Source organism: Mycolicibacterium obuense, assembly GCF_055397605.1.
This window is the reverse complement of the sequence record NZ_AP043663.1, coordinates 1,731,945-1,751,753: the sequence shown is the minus strand read 5'-3', so window position 1 is coordinate 1,751,753 and position 19,809 is coordinate 1,731,945. Positions and strand designations below refer to the sequence as shown.

General features: G+C 68.0%; 16 protein-coding genes. 7 read left to right on the top strand and 9 right to left on the bottom strand.

Features of this window, described 5'->3' with window-relative positions; translation table 11 throughout:
- Positions 1 to 30 precede the first annotated feature (30 nt).
- On the top strand, positions 31 to 996 hold the full coding sequence (locus tag ACZ50N_RS08335) for a DNA polymerase domain-containing protein (protein WP_073683118.1): 966 nt from the start codon (positions 31 to 33) through the stop codon (positions 994 to 996).
- Between the two features lie 13 nt (positions 997 to 1,009).
- Here ACZ50N_RS08335 and ACZ50N_RS08330 read toward each other — a convergent pair whose 3' ends face one another.
- The 5 genes from ACZ50N_RS08330 to ACZ50N_RS08310 form a co-directional block, all read right to left on the bottom strand.
- A complete protein-coding gene (locus tag ACZ50N_RS08330) occupies positions 1,010 to 1,333 on the bottom strand; it encodes an STAS domain-containing protein (RefSeq protein ID WP_046365390.1) in 324 nt (107 codons plus the stop codon).
- Positions 1,333 to 5,466 carry a SpoIIE family protein phosphatase gene (locus ACZ50N_RS08325; RefSeq protein WP_464475131.1) on the bottom strand — a complete coding sequence of 1,378 codons (4,134 nt, stop codon included), beginning with the start codon at positions 5,464 to 5,466 and terminating at the stop codon, positions 1,333 to 1,335. Before ACZ50N_RS08325 ends, ACZ50N_RS08330 begins: the two co-directional genes overlap by 1 nt.
- The gene (locus tag ACZ50N_RS08320; protein WP_133413299.1) at positions 5,463 to 5,828 is read right to left on the bottom strand and encodes an STAS domain-containing protein; all 366 of its coding nucleotides are present in this window, start codon (positions 5,826 to 5,828) and stop codon (positions 5,463 to 5,465) included. Before ACZ50N_RS08320 ends, ACZ50N_RS08325 begins: the two co-directional genes overlap by 4 nt.
- 67 nt (positions 5,829 to 5,895) lie before the next feature.
- On the bottom strand, positions 5,896 to 6,558 hold the full coding sequence (locus ACZ50N_RS08315; RefSeq protein WP_073683120.1) for a PAS and ANTAR domain-containing protein: 663 nt from the start codon (positions 6,556 to 6,558) through the stop codon (positions 5,896 to 5,898).
- A 43-nt stretch (positions 6,559 to 6,601) separates the two neighbouring features.
- The gene (locus tag ACZ50N_RS08310; RefSeq protein ID WP_073683121.1) at positions 6,602 to 7,951 is read right to left on the bottom strand and encodes an APC family permease; all 1,350 of its coding nucleotides are present in this window, start codon (positions 7,949 to 7,951) and stop codon (positions 6,602 to 6,604) included.
- A 247-nt stretch (positions 7,952 to 8,198) separates the two neighbouring features.
- On the opposite strand from ACZ50N_RS08310, the gene ACZ50N_RS08305 reads away from it, so the two are divergent.
- The 4 genes from ACZ50N_RS08305 (at position 8,199) to ACZ50N_RS08290 (ending at position 12,034) form a co-directional block, all read left to right on the top strand.
- Positions 8,199 to 9,407 (top strand): IS110 family RNA-guided transposase, encoded by a 1,209-nt coding sequence (locus ACZ50N_RS08305; protein WP_464473412.1) that lies wholly within the window; start codon positions 8,199 to 8,201, stop codon positions 9,405 to 9,407.
- Positions 9,408 to 9,520: 113 nt separating this feature from the next.
- The gene (locus tag ACZ50N_RS08300; protein ID WP_073683122.1) at positions 9,521 to 10,687 is read left to right on the top strand and encodes an LLM class flavin-dependent oxidoreductase; all 1,167 of its coding nucleotides are present in this window, start codon (positions 9,521 to 9,523) and stop codon (positions 10,685 to 10,687) included.
- The gene (locus tag ACZ50N_RS08295) at positions 10,687 to 11,511 is read left to right on the top strand and encodes an aminoglycoside phosphotransferase family protein (protein WP_464475130.1); all 825 of its coding nucleotides are present in this window, start codon (positions 10,687 to 10,689) and stop codon (positions 11,509 to 11,511) included. The genes ACZ50N_RS08300 and ACZ50N_RS08295 overlap by 1 nt, the downstream gene beginning before the upstream one ends.
- A 91-nt stretch (positions 11,512 to 11,602) precedes the next feature.
- Positions 11,603 to 12,034, top strand: coding sequence for a VOC family protein (locus tag ACZ50N_RS08290; protein WP_073683124.1), 432 nt, complete (start codon positions 11,603 to 11,605; stop codon positions 12,032 to 12,034).
- A gap of 6 nt (positions 12,035 to 12,040) precedes the next feature.
- Here ACZ50N_RS08290 and ACZ50N_RS08285 read toward each other — a convergent pair whose 3' ends face one another.
- Together ACZ50N_RS08285 and ACZ50N_RS08280 are read right to left on the bottom strand one after the other, a co-directional pair.
- The gene (locus tag ACZ50N_RS08285) at positions 12,041 to 13,168 is read right to left on the bottom strand and encodes a DUF1214 domain-containing protein (protein ID WP_464475129.1); all 1,128 of its coding nucleotides are present in this window, start codon (positions 13,166 to 13,168) and stop codon (positions 12,041 to 12,043) included.
- A complete protein-coding gene (locus ACZ50N_RS08280; protein WP_046365382.1) occupies positions 13,165 to 13,740 on the bottom strand; it encodes a TetR/AcrR family transcriptional regulator in 576 nt (191 codons plus the stop codon). The genes ACZ50N_RS08285 and ACZ50N_RS08280 overlap by 4 nt, the downstream gene beginning before the upstream one ends.
- A 28-nt stretch (positions 13,741 to 13,768) precedes the next feature.
- Here ACZ50N_RS08280 and ACZ50N_RS08275 point away from each other — a divergent pair, with 28 nt between their 5' ends.
- Entirely contained in the window at positions 13,769 to 15,016 is a 1,248-nt protein-coding gene (locus ACZ50N_RS08275; protein WP_464475128.1) for a sulfotransferase family protein, read from the top strand.
- Here ACZ50N_RS08275 and treS read toward each other — a convergent pair whose 3' ends face one another.
- Positions 15,017 to 17,233 carry a maltose alpha-D-glucosyltransferase gene (treS, locus tag ACZ50N_RS08270; protein ID WP_046365380.1) on the bottom strand — a complete coding sequence of 739 codons (2,217 nt, stop codon included), beginning with the start codon at positions 17,231 to 17,233 and terminating at the stop codon, positions 15,017 to 15,019. It abuts the gene before it with no gap.
- Positions 17,234 to 17,472: 239 nt separating this feature from the next.
- Here treS and ACZ50N_RS08265 point away from each other — a divergent pair, with 239 nt between their 5' ends.
- Positions 17,473 to 18,330: a lytic transglycosylase domain-containing protein gene (locus tag ACZ50N_RS08265; RefSeq protein ID WP_464475127.1), complete on the top strand. Its 858-nt coding sequence runs from the start codon at positions 17,473 to 17,475 to the stop codon at positions 18,328 to 18,330.
- A gap of 13 nt (positions 18,331 to 18,343) precedes the next feature.
- On the opposite strand, the gene ACZ50N_RS08260 is transcribed toward ACZ50N_RS08265, so the two are convergent.
- Positions 18,344 to 19,771, bottom strand: coding sequence for a DUF2252 domain-containing protein (locus ACZ50N_RS08260; RefSeq protein WP_464468519.1), 1,428 nt, complete (start codon positions 19,769 to 19,771; stop codon positions 18,344 to 18,346).
- Positions 19,772 to 19,809: the final 38 nt, after the last annotated feature.

Sequence of the window (19,809 nt, the reverse complement as noted above, 5' to 3'; positions counted from 1 at the left end):
CGTCACCGTTGCGTCCGTAAGCTGAGACTCGTGCCTGGGCAGCAGCGTCACGGGGTCGATCTCACCAATCTCGACCAGCCCCTCGCCGCGGACACCGAAGCGACCAAGGGCGATCTCGTCGACTACCTCGACGCTGTCGCAGACCGAATGCTGCCCGTTCTCGCGGACCGTCCGCTGACCGTCCTGCGAGTGCTCCGCGGCCGTGCCCCTTTCATGCAGAAGAACCTGCCGGCGTACACACCCGAGTGGGTGCCGACGGTGCACCTGTGGGCCGAGGCCTCGCATCGCGACATCCGTTACGCACTGTGCAACGACAGGCGCACGCTGATGTGGCTGGCCAATCAGCGTGCCGTCGAATACCACCCGGCACTGGGCCTGGCCGGCGACGTCTACCGGCCCACCCACCTGATCCTCGATCTCGACCCGCCGGACGGCGCGGAGTTCGCGGCGGTCGTCGCGGTCGCGGAGCTGGTCCGCAGGGCGCTGGCGGATGCCGGGTTGACGGGTGCGGTGAAGACCAGCGGCTCACGAGGGGTGCACGTCTTCGTTCCTGTCGACCTCGACGGGCTGGCGACACCGGGTGAGGACGTGGCCGCGGCGACACGCGCGCTCGCCGCTCGTGCCGAGGCGCTCGATCCCACGATCGCCACCACGGCGTTCATCGTCTCCGATCGCGCCGGCAAAGTGTTCATCGACGCCACCCGATCGGGCGGGGCCACTGTGGCGGCGGCGTACAGCCCACGCCTGCGGCCCGGAACACCGGTGTCGTTCCCGGTCGCGTGGTCGGATCTGGCCAGCGTGCGTCCGGCGGACTTCACCATCACCACGGCGCTCACACATCTTGGCGGACGGGACCCGTGGGCGGAGGCGATGCCGGCGCCACAGCGGCTGCCGGAGGAGCTGATCACGCACGGCAGGACGATCCCGGTTGCGCGTGTCGCGGCGATGCACGAAGGGAAGCGACGGGCCCGCGCCCGCAGACAGGCGGGCGGGTGACTCACGGCTTCTGTTACTGCGGGGGCGGCGCCGCCACCGTGGTCACCTTGTCGAGGCCACTGACGGTCAGGACCGACATCAGGATGGGATTGACGAGCACGTTGATGGCATCGGCGTGCTCGAACAGGACGCTGATGGCGCCGCTGTCCAGGTATTCGATCCGGGTCAGGTCCACACGCACCGGGGTGACACCCGTGACGTCACGGCCGGTGCGCACGGCCGCCCCGAGGGCTTCGGAGAACTCGGCGACGTTACTCAGGTCGAGTTCGCCGGCAGCCATCACCACGGTGGTGCCGTCATCGCGGCGCTTGGTGTGCACCTGCAGCGGCGTCGCCATCATCCGATCCTCGTCTGCATGTGCACCGTGGTGCCGGTGGTCTGGGAGTCGATGGAGACATCCTGCATCAGAGCGTGCATCAGCGGAAGTCCGCGCCCCCGAGTCACATCCGGCGTCGCTGACTGCGGCTTCCACCGGCCGGTGTCACGGATGGTCACGCGCAGGAGGTCGGCGAACCAGCTCGCGTGCAGGCTGACCGTTCCGCCGGGATCGTCGCGGTGGCCGTGTTCGACCGCGTTGGCCATCGCCTCACCGACCGCGATGAGCACATCGAGCGTCTGCTCTTTGCTGACGCCGGCGCTGCCCAGCCACGTTCGCAGCGCGGCTCTGCTGGGCGCCAATTCGCCGACGTCCGCGGTGATGTCGAGTTCCAGCGGCCCGGGCTGCCGGTAGAGCAACAGCGCCACGTCGTCGTCGTAACCGCTGTCGGGCGCCAGCCCGGTCATGATCACGTCGGCCAATTCGTCCAGTGCGGTGCCGCGATTGGCGCCGACCACTCCGGTGGCACGGGCGATTCCGTCGTCGATCGATTCCCGGCGCCGCTCCACCAGACCGTCGGTGTAGAGCAGCAGGGTGGCGCGCGGCGACATCGTGACCGTGGTTTCCGGCCGCGACTCGGAGTACTTGACAGCCAGCGGTGTCGAGCGGGCGTCGTCTAGGAGTTCGGTCGTGCGGTCGGCGAGCACGAGAATGGGTGGCGGGTGCCCCGCGCAGGAGTAGGTCAGCTCACCGGTACCGGGGGTGAGCACCGCGCAGAACGCGGTGGTGCACCGCGCGCCGGGCAGCCGAGCGGCGAAACGGTCGAGCGCCGAGAGCGTCGCCGCCGGGCTGGGATGCTCGAGGAGTAGTGCCCGGCACGCGCTGCGCAGCTGACCCATCACCGTCGCCGCGGCCAGTCCGTGCCCGACACAGTCCCCGACGATCAGCCCGATCCGCCCGTCGTCGAGGTCGACGACGTCATACCAGTCCCCCCCGACCTGCAGCGGGCGCGTGGCGGGTTGATAGCGCACGGCGAACCCTGTCGACAGTGCAGGCCCGAGGATCGCGTGCTGCAACGCCAGGGCGGTCTCTCGCTGCTGGTCGATCTGGTGCACCCGCTGCAGGCCCTGACCGAGCCGACCGGCCAGCACGGTGAGCAGCGTGTGGTCTTCGACGGTGAACCGGCGCTGCTCGAACAGCTCGATGTAGATCACCAAGATTCCACGGGGATGTTGCAGCGCCACACCGGCCGATCCCGGCTCCGATGTCGCCGGATCGAGGAGGTCGCCATCGCGGAGGGCCGAGATCGCGTGCCGCGCGCGTTCCGACAACCCGTCCCAGCCTGCGACACTCTCGCCTGCACAGACGACATCCATTGCGACCGGCGACGATTCGCCATCCCGAGGAGAAAGCGTGGCGGCGACGACGCGACGGGCCTGCCAGATCGCGCGCAGTTGTCCGGCTGCGGCGCGCACCGCATCGTCGAGCGTATCCGCCTGTGCCAGAGCCTCGTTCAGCGACGCCAGGGCCGACTCCCGCTGCACGAGATAGTGCTCGGCGGTCACGTCACGCATCGTGCCGACCACGACCTTGCGGCCGGTGTCCGGGTCTTCTGCGTGGCTGAACGTCGCGGTCACCCAGAGCCGATGCCCGTCGCGATGGGTGACAGGCACCTCGTTGATCGTGCCGTGCGGCTGGTCCATCAGGTTGCCGAACGCCTCGGCGACTTCGCGATGGGCATCGGCGTCGGTGGCGGCCGATGGCCACCAGGGATAGATCGGCGCGTAGGGCAGTCCGGACGCGTCGAATCCGAGGATGTCGGTGAAGGCACCGTTGATCTCGATGACCGAGCCGTCTTCGTCGCACACGAAGAACGCTTCCTGCAACGAGTCGACCAGCGCTGTGCGCCACCGCGCGTGGTGGTCACGCAGCCGGGCGAGTTCGACATTCGTGCGCACCCGCGCCAGCAGCTCGGCCGCGGCGAAGGGCTTGACCATGTAGTCGTCGGCACCGGCCTGCAGACCGCTGATCGAGGCCTCCTGCCCGGCACGTGCGGACAGCAGCAGCACCGGTAACGCAGCGGTACGCCGATCGGCGCGCAACGCCTTCACCAGAGCGAGTCCGTCGAGCCCCGGCATCATCACGTCGCTGATCAGCATGTCCGGCGGGTCGGTGCGCACCGATTCGAGTGCCCGTACACCGTCGGCCACCGCGTCGACGGTGTATCCGTCGGCCCGCAGCAACCGGGCCAGGTACTCCCGCATGTCCGCGTTGTCATCGGCGACCAGTACGCGAACGGGTCCACCGGAGAGCGGAGCAGGAACCGATCCGGATGTCGAACGTGCTGCGGCGGAACCACTCTCGAGGCCCTCGTCACCGTGCCAGCGCATCGCTTCCTCGACGTACGCGTCCGCCGAAGCACCCAGAGGCCGGACCGACGCCGCGGCGATCGCGTCAGCGGGCAGGTGAGCGGCGCCGAAGGGCAGTCGGATGTCGAAGGTGGTGCCCACGCCGTGTGTGCTGTCCACGTCGATGGTGCCGCCGTGCAATTCGACGAGTTCCTTGACCAGTGCCAGCCCGATGCCGCTTCCCTCGTGCGAGCGCGCGGCGACGTTCTCGATGCGGTGGAACCGCTCGAACAGGCGCGGAACCTCCTCGGGCGGGACCCCGGTGCCGGTGTCGGACACGGTGATCGACGCCCGATCGCCGTCGCGGCGGACGCTGACCGAAATCGTGCCCTGTAACGTGAATTTCAGCGCATTCGACAGCAGGTTGAAGACGATCTTCTCCCACATGTCCGTGTCGAGATACACCGGCTCGTCGAGCGTCGGGCAATCCACCGTGTAGGTCAGGCCCGCGCGTTCCACGGCGGACCGGAACACACTCGCGAGTTCCGCGGTCGCCGCGCCGATGTCGACGGGCACATAGGTCGCCTGTGCGCGGCCGGCCTCGATCCGCGAGAAGTCGAGCAGCGTGTTCACCAGCTTGGTCAGCCGTAACCCGTTGCGCCACACCACGTCGAGCTCTTCGCGGGCGGCGGCGTCGACGTCGTCGCGGCGGCGGAGCTCGGCGACGGGGTCGAGGATCAGGGTCAGCGGGGTGCGGAACTCATGGCTGATGTTGGAGAAGAACGTGGTCTTCGCCCGGTCGAGTTCGGCGAGCTCTTCGGCTCTGCGCTGCTGCGCACTGTAACTGCGGGCCAGACTGACACCGGCGGCGAGGTGGCCGGCCACCAGCGTGACGAAGCCGCGGTAGCCCTCGTCGAGCGGCCGGTAGCGGTTGAGTCCGGCCACCAGGAAACCCACCGGCGCACCGCCACCCTGCTGCAGCAGCGGCGTGACCAACGCCTGAACGGGCGGGTCTTTCCAGTCCCCGGTCGGCATGGGCGGGAAGTCCTCGAGATCGACCACGACCGTGTCGCCGGCCGCGGCCGGCGCGGCGGGCCAGATGCCCCCGTCCGCGTCCACGACGGGCGGCGCCGCGGGATGATCGACCCCGATCCCGCTCATCCCCGCCAGGTGCGCCGAGTCGTCGGCGTCGAACAGGTAGGTCAGCGTGAACGGCAGATCGCGCAGGTTGTGGCCCAACTGACGATCGGCGAACGCGAGGATCTCCGTCTCGGTGCGGACGACGCTGGGGTCGGACCCCAGGTCACGCAGCGTGGCCATTCGGCGTTCGCCGATCACCTGCACGGTGTCCTCGCTGACCACGCAGAGCAGCCCGACCACGGTGCCGACATCGTCGCGCAGCGGGCTGTAGGAGAACGTGTGATACGACTCCTCGAGATAGCCGGAACGTTCGACGAACAGCAGCAGCGCTGTGTCCCACGTCGCTTCACCGGTGGACATCACGTGCTCGATGCGGGGCGCGATGTCAGTCCAGATCTCGGCCCAGACCTCCCTGAAGGGTCGGCCGAGCGCCGAAGGATACTTGCGCCCCAACGTGTCTCGGCGATACGCCTCGTTGCAGAAGAAGGTCAGCTCGGGACCCCACCCCATCCACATCGAGAACCGCGAGGTCAGCAGAATGCTGACCGCGGTCTGCAGGCTCTGCGCCCACCCCGCCGGGTCGCCCAGCGGAGTGGCGGCCCAGTCCACCCGGGCGAGATCGCGGCCGACTTCGCCGCCCTCGGTGAACAGGCCGGGCGTGGTCACTGCGGGCCGGCGTCCGCAGCCGTCGCAGCCGCGACGGTGGGATAGGGACGCAGCACGTTGTCCAGCTTCGTCACCTCGATCGGCCGGATCACCTCCGGGTTGTCGGCGACCACGCGCACCGCGACGCCGCCGTCGCGGCCGCGTTCGAAACAGCTCAGTACTGCGTTCAGCCCTGCGCTGCCGAAATACGACACCTGTGTCAGATCGATGATCAGCGCCTTCGCCGGCGCAGCCGTGCCGGCTGACAACCCCTTGTCGAGCGCATCGGCGAGCGTGTCGACGGAGTTCGAATCGACTTCGCCGCGGACGCACACCACCACCGCGCCACCGTCAGCATCCTCTACGACGTCCAGCTGCCCCACACACCTTCGTCTTCGCCGTCACCGGCTCCACCACCGAACACAACGTCTCGACCATCGACGCTCGACCTTACGATCCGACTCGCTCGTGCACCGTCAGCATCAAATGATCGACCTGGCGACGCAACGCGGCGCCATCGACCAGCGCCAGCTCCGAGACCAATTGTGCCGCCAGTGCCCGCAATTTCGTGTTGGTCTGCTGCGATCGCCACAGCAACAGCTTGAAGGCCTGGTCGGCGTCGACGCCGTAGGTCACCATCAGCGCACCCTTGGCCTGCTCGATCGCGGCTCGGGCTTCGAAGAGATCGGGCAGCGATTCGTCGAGCACCGCGCGGCGCTCCCTGTCCAGGGTCTCGGTCAGGTCGACGTAGTACCCCTCGGTGCCGACCACTGCGCCCGCATCGTCGTACATCCGATCGGCGATGACGATGACGTTGTGCTCCACGCCGCCGGCGTCGACGAAGCGGTGCTTGCTGTTGAACGAACCGCCGAAGTGCAGGGCGTGATCGAGCAACTCCTGGACGTGTCGCCGGTCCTCGGGGTGCTTGTGGGAGAGCAACAGTTCGGTCGTGGGCTCGACGGTGCCGGGTTCGTAGCCGTGCATGCGCGCGACCTCGTCGGACCACTCCCAGCGCTGTCCGACGAACCAGAATCGGAATGCCCCTGCCGGGAGTTGACCCGCCGACGAACCCAGCCCAGATGAGGAGGCGGACGTGCGGGCGGATTCGGACATTGCGCCATTATCCCATCACGTGTCCGCCGGATCAGCCATCTGATCAGATGTCATGATCCCGCAACGCGTGTCGCCGCCTCACCCCGCGCGCGACGAGGTACAGGACGACGCCGACCGCCAGCAGGATTGCGGCGAACAGCCACACCTGCGCGCTCTGCTGCGTCAGAAGTAGGACGCACGAGGCGACGCCGAGTACCGGCACGAACGTCCACACCCGGAAGTGCCGGTGGGCGACCTCGTCACGGCGCAGGACCAGCACCGCGATGTTGGTCGACAGGAACACGAAGAGCAGCAGCAACACCACGGTCTCGGCCAGTGTCGAAAGATCCCCGACCAGGGTGAGCAGCATCGCCACCGCGGTGGTCGCGACGATCGCGACCCACGGGGTGCGGCGGCGCGGCAACACCCGGGTCAGCACCGCGGGCAGCAGGCCCTGCTCGGCCATGCCATAGGTGAGACGGCTGGACATGATCATCGTCAACAGTGCGCCGTTGGCCACTGCGATCAACGCGATCAGGCTGAACACCCAGTCGGGCACCCCGACGCCGGACGCGGCGACGACGGCCAGCAGCGGGCCGGAGGACTCGGACAGTTCGTTCGCCGGCAGCGCGATCGAACTGGCGATGCCGACCAGCGCGTACATCACTCCGGCGGTGATCAGGGCACCGAAGAGCGCCTTCGGGTACACCCGGCTCGGATCCTTGATCTCTTCTACGACATTGGCTGAGGTCTCGAATCCGACGAAGGAGTAGTAGGCGATGATCGCGCCGCCCAGGATCGCCAGCGCCGGTGTCGATCCGGCCGGGAATTCGACGACGCGGCCGACATCGCCCTGACCTCGGCCCAGCATCACCGCCACCACCGCGATGACGATCAGCAGACCGGACAGTTCGATGACCGTCATCACCACGTTGGTCTTCAGCGATTCGCTGATACCCCGGGCGTTCAGGCAGGCCACGAGCAGAAGGAACACCAGTGCAGCCGGCACCGCGGGCACGTCGACGAACGTCGCGAGGTAGTCGCCGGAGAACGCCAGCGCCAGGCCCGCGGCACTGGTCACGCCGGCGGCCAGCATCGAGAAGCCGACCAGGAACGACAGCAGGGGTTTGCCGAACGCGCGATCGGCGAACACCGATGCGCCACCCGCACGCGGGTACTTGGTGACCAGCTCCGCGTACGACCCGGCCGTCAGCAGTGCCAACACCAGCGCGATCACCAGCGGCGCCCACAGCACGCCACCCACTTCCTGCGCCAGCACGCCCATCAACGCATAGATCCCCGCGCCGAGGACATCGCCGAGGACGAACAGGAACAGCAGCGGACCCGTGATCCGCCGGGCCAGCTTCGTCGGCGCCGCATCGGCCCCCTGCGCGGTATCGGCCTCCGATGACATGGGGTGGTCCTTAAGTTCGTAGGTGCAGTTACTTCGTGTTGTTACGTTGTGCTGTGACCCGGGTGGGTCGGGTGAGGCTGTGTGGGTGTAGCCGGCCCTGGTGGTGCGGCTTGAAAGGACTGGCCGCCCGGCCTGCCTGGACTTCTCTGGCCGCTGATTGAGATCTGCGATGTGATCGCTTGTTTAAGGAAATGCTGGCGGGGTTGTCCGTGGGAATGATGTTGGCAGACAAACGAAAAGAGAATCGATGACAACGGACCAGTTGTGGGCTGGTGTGGATGTCGGTAGGGAACATCATTGGGTGTGTGTGGTCGACACCACCGGGACAGTGGTGCTCTCGCGCAAGCTGGTCAACGACGAGCAGTCCATCCGCGAGCTGATCACGCAGGTCGACGGGTTGGGGCCGCGGGTGTCCTGGACGGTGGACCTGACCATGACCTACGCCACCCTGCTGTTGACGGTGCTGGCCGACGTTGGCAAGTCGGTGCGCTATCTGGCGGGCCGAGCGGTGTGGCAGGCCTCGACGGTTTATCGCGGAGGTGAGTCCAAAACAGACGCCAAAGATGCCCGCGTGATCGCTGATCAATCGCGGATGCGCGGGCAGGATCTGCCGGTCTTGCATCCCGACGACGACCTGGTCACCGAACTTCGGATGCTGACCGCTCATCGCGCTGATCTGGTGGCTGATCGCACCCGCACCATCAACAGGCTGCATCAGCAACTGATCGCCATCTGCCCAGCGTTGGAACGGGTCGCCGAACTCAGCTCCGACCGCGGCTGGGTGGTGCTGTTGGCGCGCTACCAACGACCCAAAGCCATTCGGCAGAGCGGTGTTTCGCGACTGACGAAGATACTGTCCGATGCTGGAGTCCGTAACGCGTCGACCATCGCCGCCGCTGCTGTCTCGGCCGCCAAGGCCCAAACAGTCAAGCTGCCCGGCGAGGAGGTCGCCGCCACCCTGGTCTCTGAACTGGCCCAGGGGGTGATCGCCCTCGATGACCGCATCAAGACCACTGACGCCAACATCGAGGGCCGATTTCGCCGCCATCGGCTGGCCGAGGTGATCACCAGCATGCCCGGTATCGGATTCCGACTCGGCGCCGAGTTCCTGGCCGCAGTCGGTGATCCCGCGCTGATCGATTCGGCCGACCAACTCGCTGCCTGGGCCGGCTTGGCCCCGGTGTCTCGAGATTCGGGAACGCGGACCGGAAACCTGCGCACCCCCAAGCGCTACAGCCGTCGTCTGCGTCGAGTCATGTACATGTCGGCGCTGACCTCGATACGTTGTGACGCCGACTCTCGGGCCTACTACCAGCGCAAACGAAACGAAGGAAAGCGTCCGGTCCCGGCCACCATCTGCCTGGCGCGACGCCGCACCAACGTCCTCTACGCACTCATCCGCGACAACCGCACCTGGCAACCTGATTCACCCCCCGTCACCACAACGGCGGCTTGACTTCTCCATTGAGAGTCCTTTCCGGGCCGGTTCCGGGCCGGCCGCAGGCCAATCGGTACCCGCTGCGTCGCCATCTAGGCCCGGCACATCCGCAGAAGTCGCAGAATGGGCGGATGCGCTTCGGAAACTTCATGGCACCGTTCCACCCCACCGGGCAGAATCCGACGCTCGCGATCGAACGCGACCTCGATCTGATCGTGGCGATGGACCGCCTGGGCTTCCACGAGGCGTGGATCGGGGAGCATCATTCGGCAGGGTTCGAGATCATCGCCTCACCGGAGGTCATGATCGGCGTAGCCGCCGAGCGCACGAAGCACATCAAGCTCGGCACCGGCGTCAGCTCGCTGCCCTACCACCACCCGCTGATGCTCGCCGACCGCATGGTGCTGCTCGACCACCTCACCCGCGGCCGCGTGATGCTCGGGTGCGGCCCCGGCCAGCTCACGTCCGACGCGCACATGCTCGGCATCCCGGCCGACGAGCAGCGCCCCCGGATGGAGCAGTGCCTCGAAGCGATCATGCGGTTGCTGCGCGGCGAAACCGTCACGATGCACACCGACGGCTTCACCCTGCAGGACGCACGCCTGCAGCTGGCGCCCTACAGCGATCCGTGTTTCGACGTCGCGGTCGCGGCCTCCTTCTCCCCCACCGGGCCGCGCGGAGCGGGCAAGCACGGCATCGGGATGCTGTCGATCGCGGCGACAGCCCGGCAGGGAATGGATCTGCTGGCCCAGCACTGGAAGACCTGGGAGGAGGTGGCGCTGGAGCACGGTCACGTCGCGGACCGATCCAAGTGGCGCCTCGTCGGCCCGATGCACCTGGCCGAGACGCGCGAGCAGGCCGAGCGTGACGTCGCGTACGGAATCGCCGAATTCTCACGCTATTTCAGCCACATCCTGCCCGCCGGCCCGGTGCAGGGCGACACCGTCTCCGAAATCGTCGCCAACAACCGGGAGTCGGGCTTCGCGGTGATCGGCACGCCCGACGACGCCGTCGCCAAGATCGAGGAACTGATCGAGGCCAGCGACGGCGGATTCGGGGCCTTCCTGCTGTTCGATCACGACTGGGCGCCCCCGGCCGCCAAGCTGCGCAGTTACGAGTTGTTCGCCCAGTACGTGATCCCGCATTTCACCGGTCACCTCACGCCGCCGAGGGCATCACAGGAGTGGGTGACGGCAAGCGGACGCGAGTTCGTCGACCGCGCAGCGCATGCCATCGGCAAGGCGATCGAGGACCACGCCGCCGAGCAGCAGGCCAAGCATTCCCCGGCCGCGCCGTAGTGCCCGATCGGGCTGCCCTGGCACAGCACCTGATCGAGCAGTGGCGGCTGCGCGCCGACGAAGGCCTCGGGGCTGGACCCGAAGAGGATGCTGACGCGCTGACCCAACCGGTGCACACGTCCGACGGCGCACCGGCGCTGCTCAAGATCGGCTCGGCGGCGTTCGCCGGTGAGCATCTGGTGCTGCGCCGGTGGGCCGGCGACGGCGCCGTTCGGCTTCTCCGCGCCGATCCGCACCGTCATGCCGTGCTGACCGAGCGCGCCGGTCCCACCACTCTGGCATCGCTCACCGACACCGACGCGTGCGCGGTGGTGGCCGGCCTGTACGCGCGACTCCATGTGTCCGCGATGCCCCAACTACCCTCTGCCGCAGACACATTGCGATGCTGGCTCGACGATGCCTCGCTCGACTCCCCCGCGGTGCCACGCCGGCTGGTCGAACAGGCGCGGACCCTCGCCAGTGACCTGCTCGCCGACGGCGCAGGCGCCGAGGTGGTGCTCCACGGCAATCTGCACTTCTCGACGGTGCGCGCCGCCGAGCGCGCACCGTGGTTGGCCGTCGACCCACGGCCCGTCAACGGTGACCGCAACGACGACGTGGCACCGATGCTGACCCACCACTGGGACGGGATCGCCGGGCGGGTGCGCGACGCGATCCGGCAGCGCTTCTGGACGCTGGTGGACGTCGCAGGCCTCGACGAGGATCGCGCCCGTGCCTGGGTGATCGTGCGCATGGTGGCCGCATCGACATCGGTGGCCACCCGGGCCGATCGCGCCGACGAGGTGACGCGCTTCCTGACGGTCGCCAAGGCGGTGCAGGACTGATCCGCTCCCGGTGTCACTGCGCGGATGACGATTCGGTGAATACGCGCCGCCCGGCGAGCTGACCCGTCCGCAAACGGGTAAGCCGGACGGTATGGCTCTCGTCGACAGCACCGGGTTCGCGCATGTCCGCATCACCGTCAGTGACATCGCGCGCTCCAAGAAGTTCTATGACACGGTGTTCGGCTGGCCGCTGGTGGTGGACACCTCCTCGATGGCCGACGATCCGGGTATCGCCCAATCACCCGAGCGGTTCTTCGGCGGAGCGGTGTACCAGACACCGCAGGGCACGCTGTTCGGCCTGCGACCGGGCGGCAACGGCGTCTTCGATCCTCAGCACATGGGCCTCGATCACGTCAGCTTCGCCGTCGCCGGGCGCGCCGAGTTGGCCGCCGCCCAGAGCGCGTTGGCCGATGCGGGAATTCCGCACGGCGCCATCTCGGTCCTCGAGGAGGCCGGTATCGCGATCCTGTCCTTCCAGGATCCCGACGACATCAACATCGAACTGACCGCGCCCCTCGACTGAGGGCCGTCAGGTCACCTGCGTCGGCGCCTCGGAGAGCTTCACCAGTTCGACTTCTGGCCGCGTGGGCACCCTGTCGGCGTGGAACCACCGGAAAGCCAGGTTCCCCCTGGGGTAGTCGACCGTCGAGATCGCGTTCGGATGCGTCCCATGCTGTTCGGCAGGGTTCTTGGAGACGACCACCGTCACCGAGCCGTCGCTGTTCGGTGTCGCCGTCGCACCGTTGATCGAGACCCGGGCGTCGGTGACGATATGGCCGCCCATGAACTGGTTCCACACCACCAGGTTCCAGAAGCGGCAGGCCGGCGGACGATGGGTGATGACCAGCGCCTCGTCGTCCTCGAGGACGAAGCTCGCATAGGCGTAACAGGCGTCGCGGGCCGACCAGCCGAAATTCGAATCCGGGACCTGGTACGGCTCGCCGAAAACGTTGGCATGCTGGCCGGTTTCATGGCCGAGCGCGTGCGCATCGTCGACCCGGGCGCCGACCGTCAGCGGAACGATGGCGAACATCGTGCGCAGCCAGGCCGCGCAGGCACGCAGCGAGGCCGCGGTCTCGGCGTCGGAATGCCGGATCGGATCCGGCTCGTCGAGCGCCTCGATGTGCCAGCTGACCGGGCGCCCGGTCATCGGATCGGCCTGATAGTCGCGGGTCACCAACACCGCCGCCCCGGGCAGCGGTCCGATCTCGAAGGAGAACTCGCCGTCGGAGTCCATCCGTCCGCTGGTCTGCAGGTCGGAGTCGTTGACGATGCCGACCACACGGTCCGACCAGCTACCCGGCGCGGGCTCGTTGTAGGCGGTCACCGAAAAATACACGCTGTCACCGCGATTCCCGCTGATCCGGTATCGGCGGTGCTCGTCGATCGGGCACAGGTGATACCACGCGTCGGTGTTGTCGCCTCCCCAGCGTCGATCGCGGCGGAACGGAGTGTTGAGTTCCACGAACTGCGGTCGACTGCGCTCGGGAAAGAGGTACGTGTCGAAGGCGACCCCGAGCGTGGTGGCCAGCATGCGGTACCCGTCGGCGAGGTGGCGGTCGTCGACGACGGCGCGCTCCCCCTCGGTGAAGCCGCGGTCGAGCTCGCCCAGGGTCTGGATCAAATCCCGCCAGGCAGAGGTGGATTCGGCATTCACGTGGCAATTCCTCTCGTGATCAGGGTGGCGGTGCGGTCGAGCCAGCCGTCATCGGGCGCATCCGGCCGGGTCACCAGCGAGAGCAGCGTGATGCCGGCGACCGCTTCGGCGAGTTCGGTGGCGTCGATGCCCGCGCGGACGTCGCCACGCTGGACGGCATCGCGCAGGAAATCGCCGAGCCCGCGGGTGATCACGTCGCCGAAGCGTGTCAGCAGTGCGGCGTGCAGCGTGGGGTCGGCCGCCATCTCGGCGATCAATCCCGGGATCGCGGCGCGGGCAGCCGGGGTCGTCAGCAGGGCCGCGACGCGACGCACCATCTCGCGGATGTCGTGGGCAAGTGACCCGGTCGCCGGGATCTGAGTCGCCTCGCCGATCGGAAAAACCGCCTCGTGCACCAGATGCGCCTTGCTGGGCCAGCGCCGATAGATCGCGGGCTTACTGGTTCCCGCGCGCCGCGCGATCGCGCCGACCGACAACTCGGCGTACGGCACCTCGCCGATCATCTCGGCGGTGGCCGCCAGCACGGCGTCGTCGATACGCCGGTCGCGGGGCCGGCCGAGCTCTGTCGTCATTACGTGACTCAGAGTAACATAACTGTCTGTGACGCATGACACGCCGACCACCATCGAGCTGACCGACTTGGCGCAGCCGCGTTACAGCACTGCGGCACAACAGGTTCGGGACATGATCGCCTCGATGGCGGGCAGCTGCGCACTGACCTCTGAAGCGCTGCACACAGCCGCGCGGGACGCCACCGGCCTCGATGACTTCGGCTCCGATGACTATCGGGAACGCCTCGACGTCTACCTCGCCGCGCTGGTCGGCCTCGACGACCTGCACGACTGCGGCCGGGTCAACTTCTTCAGCCAGCTCTCGCAGTGGTTGAAGAACCGGTTGCTGCTCACCGACCTTCTCCGCCGGCATCCCGAGATCCACGACATCGAGCTGGCCCCGCCGGTCATCATCGCGGGGCTTCCCCGCACCGGAACGACGCATCTGCACAACATGCTGGCCGCAGGCCCGTCGTTCCGCACCATGCCCTATTGGGAGAGCGCCGAGCCGTTTCCCCTGCCTGCGGAGAGGGACGTCGCACCCGATCCCCGGGTGGCCCGCATGGAGACGGCGGTGTCGATGCTCGACCTGCTGCTCCCCCACTTCCGGGCCATGCACGAGATGACGAGCGAGCATGTGCACGAAGAGATCCAGCTGCTGGCCAACGACTTCTCCACGATGCTGATGGAGACGCTGGCGCACGTACCGGCGTGGCGTGACTACTACCTCGCCCACGATCAGACGCCGCACTACGAGTACCTGCGCACCCAGCTGAAGGCCATGCAGTTCCTCCGCGGCGGCCGCCGCTGGCTGCTCAAGTCTCCGCAGCACCTCGAGCAGCTCCCCGTGCTGCAGCGCGTCTTCCCCGGCGCCGTCGTCGTGTGCACGCACCGCGATCCGGTGCCTGTGGCGATATCGATGATCGCGATGGTGGTGTACACGGCCCGGATGTACAGCGCCGCACCGCCGGTGCGCGACATCGCGGCCGCCTGGGCGTCCCGCCTGGAGCTGATGCTCATGGCGCTGGTGCGCGATCGCGATGTGGTCGGCCCCGACCAGTCACTCGATGTCCACTTCGACACCTTCATGGCCGACGAACGCGGCGTCGCCGAACGGGTCTACGCACTCGCCGGCGAACCGATGACCGACGAGGCGCGTGCCGCGATCGACGGCTATCTGGCCGGGCACCAACGGAATCGGTTCGGCCGGGTGTCGTCCACCGCCGCGATGTTCGGGCTCGACGACGAGGCGCTGTCTACCCGGTTCCGCTCCTACACCGACCGCTTCCTCAGCTGATCACTCCGGTTCGGGTGCCTCCACCAGCAGCGACATGCCGTGCAGCGGCGGCATCTCGGTCGCGAAGCTGTGCAGATCGTCCACGGTCGCGATCTCGTTGCCGCTGAACATGTCCGACACGACCGCCCCCGGTGGCAGGTGCTCCGAGCGAACGGTGCCTGCGATCTGCTCCTGGGCGAAGTTGAGAACCGTCAGCTGGAATCGTCCCTCACCCTCGAGCTCGTGCACCAGCACCAGCATGCCGCGGTGCGACACCTCGGGAATGTCGAGCTGGCGGCTCGTCGCGATCCCGTAGTGCGAGCGCACCTTCAAGATGGCCTGCAACTGGCGGATGAAGCTGGTCTCGTCGGCGAGCTGCTGCGGAATGGGGCCGTAGAGGTTGCGCCCCAGCGGCATTCCCGCGGTGGACTGGCGGGCATGCGGGTTGATGCCCATCAGATCGTGCGCACCGCGGTTGATCCACCGGGTGTCCCCCTCGGCCACCAATTCGGCGACCTGGGACACCGGCAGCGTCAACTCGCCGACCAGATCCCACCCCGAGAGCGCGAACACTCCGGGCTGCAGCGCGTTGAACATGGCCAGCAGTAGATGCGCGCGGCGAATCGGGTCGACGTCGCCGATGTCGTCGAAGTCCTTCACACCGAGCGCCGCACACACGACGGAGGCTGTGGTGCAGGCGATTCCGTTGGTGGTGAAGGTCCGGTTGTATGGTGCGCCTGGCCCGGTGAGCTGCGCGATCAGGTCGCTGCGCACGCTTGCCGCGATCTGCTCACCGGTGACCTCCCCGCCGCGGAAGGTGTAGACATCGTCGCGGTGGCCGTTCTCCCAGTGCAGGAGTTCGTAGGTCAGCTCGTCGTGGTTCTGCAGCGCGTGTACCAGCGACGCGGGGTCCACCCCCAGCTCCAGCGTGGTGCGCAGCGTCAGCCGCAGGAACTCGGTGTCGCCCGTGGCCAGGGCGTGGTGATAAGCCGGGCGATTGACGAAGTCATAGGACAGGTCGGCGCCCGCCTCGCCGATCTGGCGGATGTCGTCGATGGTCAGGTTCAGCTCCTGGAACGTGAACCCGCCGACCTTGCGCACCATGCTGGCGATCAGGTGGTTGGCCGCCTCGGACAGCGGGTGCCCCTCCGACCACGCCGACGACCCTTCTGCTGCCGCCTTCTCGACGCCGAGAAAACCGTTGGCGTCCAAGCGCAGTGCGCCGGTACCGAGGTCGGCCAGAGAATGCAGGGCGTCGCCGATGACCAGCCGCATACCCGCGAACGACGGGTCCAGCCAGTTGATCGACGGCTGACCGTCTTTGAAGTAGTGCAGGTAGACCCAGCGCCGCTCCACGCCGTCGACGCCGGTGACGGGCCGCGTGACGCTCCAGTTGGTCTCTTTGATGCCCTCGGCGTAGAAGATGACCCGTTGCAGCCGGCCGATGATGTAGCCGGCCTTGTCGAGCCACTCCTCCGTCGCTGCGTCGATGTTGACCGAGTCGGCGCCGGACGGGACGTCGGGCAGCTCGTGCCAGTCGCGCGGATCGATCTCGACCATGTGATAGATGCCCGGGTAGTCCGCGTACTTCATCTCGGCCAACCGGAAATCGGCGCCCTTCCCGGTGTGGCCGGGCACGATGTCGTCGATGATCGTGCCGCCGTACCAGGCGGCCGTGGCGCACATCTGCCGGAACTCGTCCTCGGTGCCGAACGCCGGATCGATCTGCGTACCGATCCGGTCGAAGTGCCCGTCGACGCTCGGCGTGTACTGCCACCCGGAAATGCCGCCCGCGCGCTTGACGGGGCCGGTGTGGATGGCCTCGATGCCGATCTCGGCGAACGCCTTCCACATGTCCTCGTTGGCCATCGCTTTGAGGAACGACTCGTCGGGGCGGGTGATCAGCGACAACGGGTAGGCGGTGAACCACACGGAGGCGGTGTCGACGGCGCCGCGGGGATTCGGTGTGGCGAAGGGGTTCTGCCACATCGAACCCTGGCCCGAGAACTGGGCGCTGATCTCGTTGGCGTCGGCGAGCATCGACTGAGCGCGCAACCACTCCACATAGGCGGGGTTGGTGCCGTTGGCGGGGCCGTCCTGGGCCACCGAGCGACGGACGAACGACGACTTGACGCGCGGCCGGAACCTCAGCGTGCGGGGTCGCGCCGGATGAAGGTGCTCGGCGTAGGTGGGCTCGACCGACTCGTGCCCCTCGTCGGTGACCTCCAACTCCGACATGCAGCTCCTCCTCGTTGGCGCCGGTGACGACGCTCGTGCGTGATGTTCCTGCCCGTAATGCCAGGCTGTATTACCAGGGCACCGAGACCGGAAACCGCCAGACGCATACTGTGGCGCGATCGCCAGTGACGACGATACTGGCGGCCGGGGATAGCTTCGACGCCTGAGGGAGGGAGTGCGGTCTGAACAGGAAAACGGCAGGTCAGATCGGAGCGGCGCTCATCGCGTCCGCCGCGCTGGTGCTGCCCGGCTGTGCACCGGCAGCCGAGCCGCGCGCGGCCGGGCCCTCACCCGCATCCCCGCCGGTCGCCGCGCCGGCACCCCGGGTATTGGCGACGGATCCCGTCGGGCTCGCCGATGGGATCGTCGCCGACGAACGGGCGCTGCGCGATGCGTCGTCGTCCGACGGGACCGTCGTGGCCGCCGCCCGGCGCCAGCAGGCGGCCTATCGTCTGCTCGCGCGCCACCCCGAGTGGGACGGGCTCGCGCGGGCGCGGGTGCCGGATGAGCTGCGCGGCGCCTACGACCTCAACATCGACGCGCGCCGTCAACTCGGAGCCATGGCGCGGCCCCGGGCGACCCTGCCGGCGTGGCGGATCGTCGCGCCGCGGCCCGTCGCGGAATTGATGGGCTATTACCGCGAGGCGGAGTCGGCCTTCGGCGTCGACTGGCATGTGCTGGCGGCGGTGAATTTCGTCGAGACCGCGTTCGGGCGGGTAGCCGGGGTCAGTACGGCCGGCGCGCAGGGCCCGATGCAGTTCATGCCGTCGACGTTCGCGGCGTACGGGGCCGGCGGCGACATCCATGCCCCGCGCGACGCGATCATGGCCGCGGGCCGCTACCTCGCCGCCAACGGCTTCACCCGCGACCGCGACCATGCGCTGTACCGGTACAACAATTCGCGTCAGTACGTGCGGGCCGTCAACGACTACGCAACGGTGATCGCCGCCGACCCCGCCGGTCTGCGCGGCTACTTCCACTGGGGCGTCTACGTCAACACCACCGCCGGCGACGTGGTGCTGCCCGACGACTACGCGGCCGCCCAGCCGATCCCGGTACAGGATTATCTTGCATCGAAACCCGTTGCAGGGCGATGACTTTCGAGACCTCTCAGATGCCGCGTTCCACGGGCATCCTGCCCCGCTCGACGGCCGCCACCAGCGCGGCGTGATCGGCCTCGGTCTGGTCGGCGTAGCGGCGGGCGAAGGTGCACAGCGCCTTGTCCACCTTCTCGGAGCGGCCGAGATAGCCGGCGATCATGGAGGCGCCGCTGGTACGGGCGTGCCCCTTGGCGAGCAGCTGACCGACCACGGCGGTGTAGTCGACGAGGGCATCGGAGTCCATGGCGTCCAGCGGAATGGTGCCCTTCATGTTGCGGAACTGACGCACGTAGTACTGGAGGCCGTCGACCGTGGTCCATCCCAGCAGCGGGTCGCTGACCGTCTGCAGCGCCTTCTGGTACTCCACCACCCGCTGTCCCTGGTGGGCATGCCAGGCCGACTCACCGTGCACATAGCGGGCCAGCACGGACCGGCGCGCCTGCTTGAGCTGCAGGAAGACGACGTCCTCCGGTGACGAGCCCTCGAGGAGCGCCACGTAGGCGCGCAGGCCGACGCTGCCCACGCCGACCACCTTGTGCGCGACGTCGATCAAGGTGTATCCGCCCAGTACCCGGCGCCAGTGCGTGGACAGCGTCGGAAGATAGTCGTCGAGCGCCTCGGCGAGGGCGTCGGCTTCCCACTCGGGTAGCCGCGTGATCAACGGAGGCTCTTCGACGATCTGGCGGACGCCGTCGACTTCCTCGGTGAACCGAGGCAGGGCACGGTCACTGGTGCGATGACGAGCCCGCTTGGCCGAGCGCCGCACCTCGTCGGCCAGCGGCCCGTGCGCCTCGCCGGCCAGCCTGTCGACGTCGAGGCGGGTGAAGGACCGCGAGAACAGCGGCTCGTCGGCCAGTCGGCACACCTCACTCCGGTAGGCGGCGACGCACGAGCGGACCGCGCACCCGCAGTCGTCCTCGGAGGCGCCGTTGTGGCGGCCCGCCACCCAGATGCTGGCCACCAGGCGCCGCAGGTCCCACTCCCACCCGCCGGGATGGGCCTCGTCGAAGTCGTTGAGGTCGATGACCAGATCGCGTTCGGGTGAGGCGTAGAAACCGAAATTGCCGAGATGGGAGTCCCCGCACACCACTGGTGTGATGCCCGTGGCCGGCAGATGCGCGACGTCCTCGGCCATCACGACGGCGCTGCCGCGCAGGAATCCGTACGGCGAGGCGACCATGCGTCCCACACGGATGGGAACGAGACGGTCGACCCGCCCGCGATGGTTCTCCTCGATGAGCTGTACCGGATCCGGTCGGTCGGCGGGCGGAGTCCACTCGGCGAGTGATCGTCGCGGTACGCGTTGACGCAGGCTCTTGCCGAGCGCGTACCGCTCGGCGCGGGTAGCGGGCTGTTGGCGCAATGAGTGATATGCCGCGCTGTCGGTCTCCGCGAGAACGGTGTGTCGTGTCGGCTCGGCAGTCGTCATCGGGTCCATAGTGCGCGGGTCGGCGCGGCGGCGGAGGTGTTCTGCAC

Excerpts from the sequence above, each read along its gene's own strand:
- ACZ50N_RS08300 (WP_073683122.1), top strand. The coding sequence starts at position 9,521 with ATGCGCTTCGGAAACTTCATGGCACCGTTCCACCCCACCGGGCAGAAT.
- ACZ50N_RS08330 (WP_046365390.1), bottom strand. The coding sequence starts at position 1,333 with ATGGCGACGCCGCTGCAGGTGCACACCAAGCGCCGCGATGACGGCACC.
- ACZ50N_RS08305 (WP_464473412.1), top strand. The coding sequence starts at position 8,199 with ATGACAACGGACCAGTTGTGGGCTGGTGTGGATGTCGGTAGGGAACAT.
- ACZ50N_RS08280 (WP_046365382.1), bottom strand. The coding sequence starts at position 13,740 with ATGACGACAGAGCTCGGCCGGCCCCGCGACCGGCGTATCGACGACGCC.
- ACZ50N_RS08315 (WP_073683120.1), bottom strand. The coding sequence starts at position 6,558 with ATGTCCGAATCCGCCCGCACGTCCGCCTCCTCATCTGGGCTGGGTTCG.
- ACZ50N_RS08290 (WP_073683124.1), top strand. The coding sequence starts at position 11,603 with ATGGCTCTCGTCGACAGCACCGGGTTCGCGCATGTCCGCATCACCGTC.
- ACZ50N_RS08310 (WP_073683121.1), bottom strand. The coding sequence starts at position 7,951 with ATGTCATCGGAGGCCGATACCGCGCAGGGGGCCGATGCGGCGCCGACG.
- ACZ50N_RS08260 (WP_464468519.1), bottom strand. The coding sequence starts at position 19,771 with ATGGACCCGATGACGACTGCCGAGCCGACACGACACACCGTTCTCGCG.
- treS (WP_046365380.1), bottom strand. The coding sequence starts at position 17,233 with ATGTCGGAGTTGGAGGTCACCGACGAGGGGCACGAGTCGGTCGAGCCC.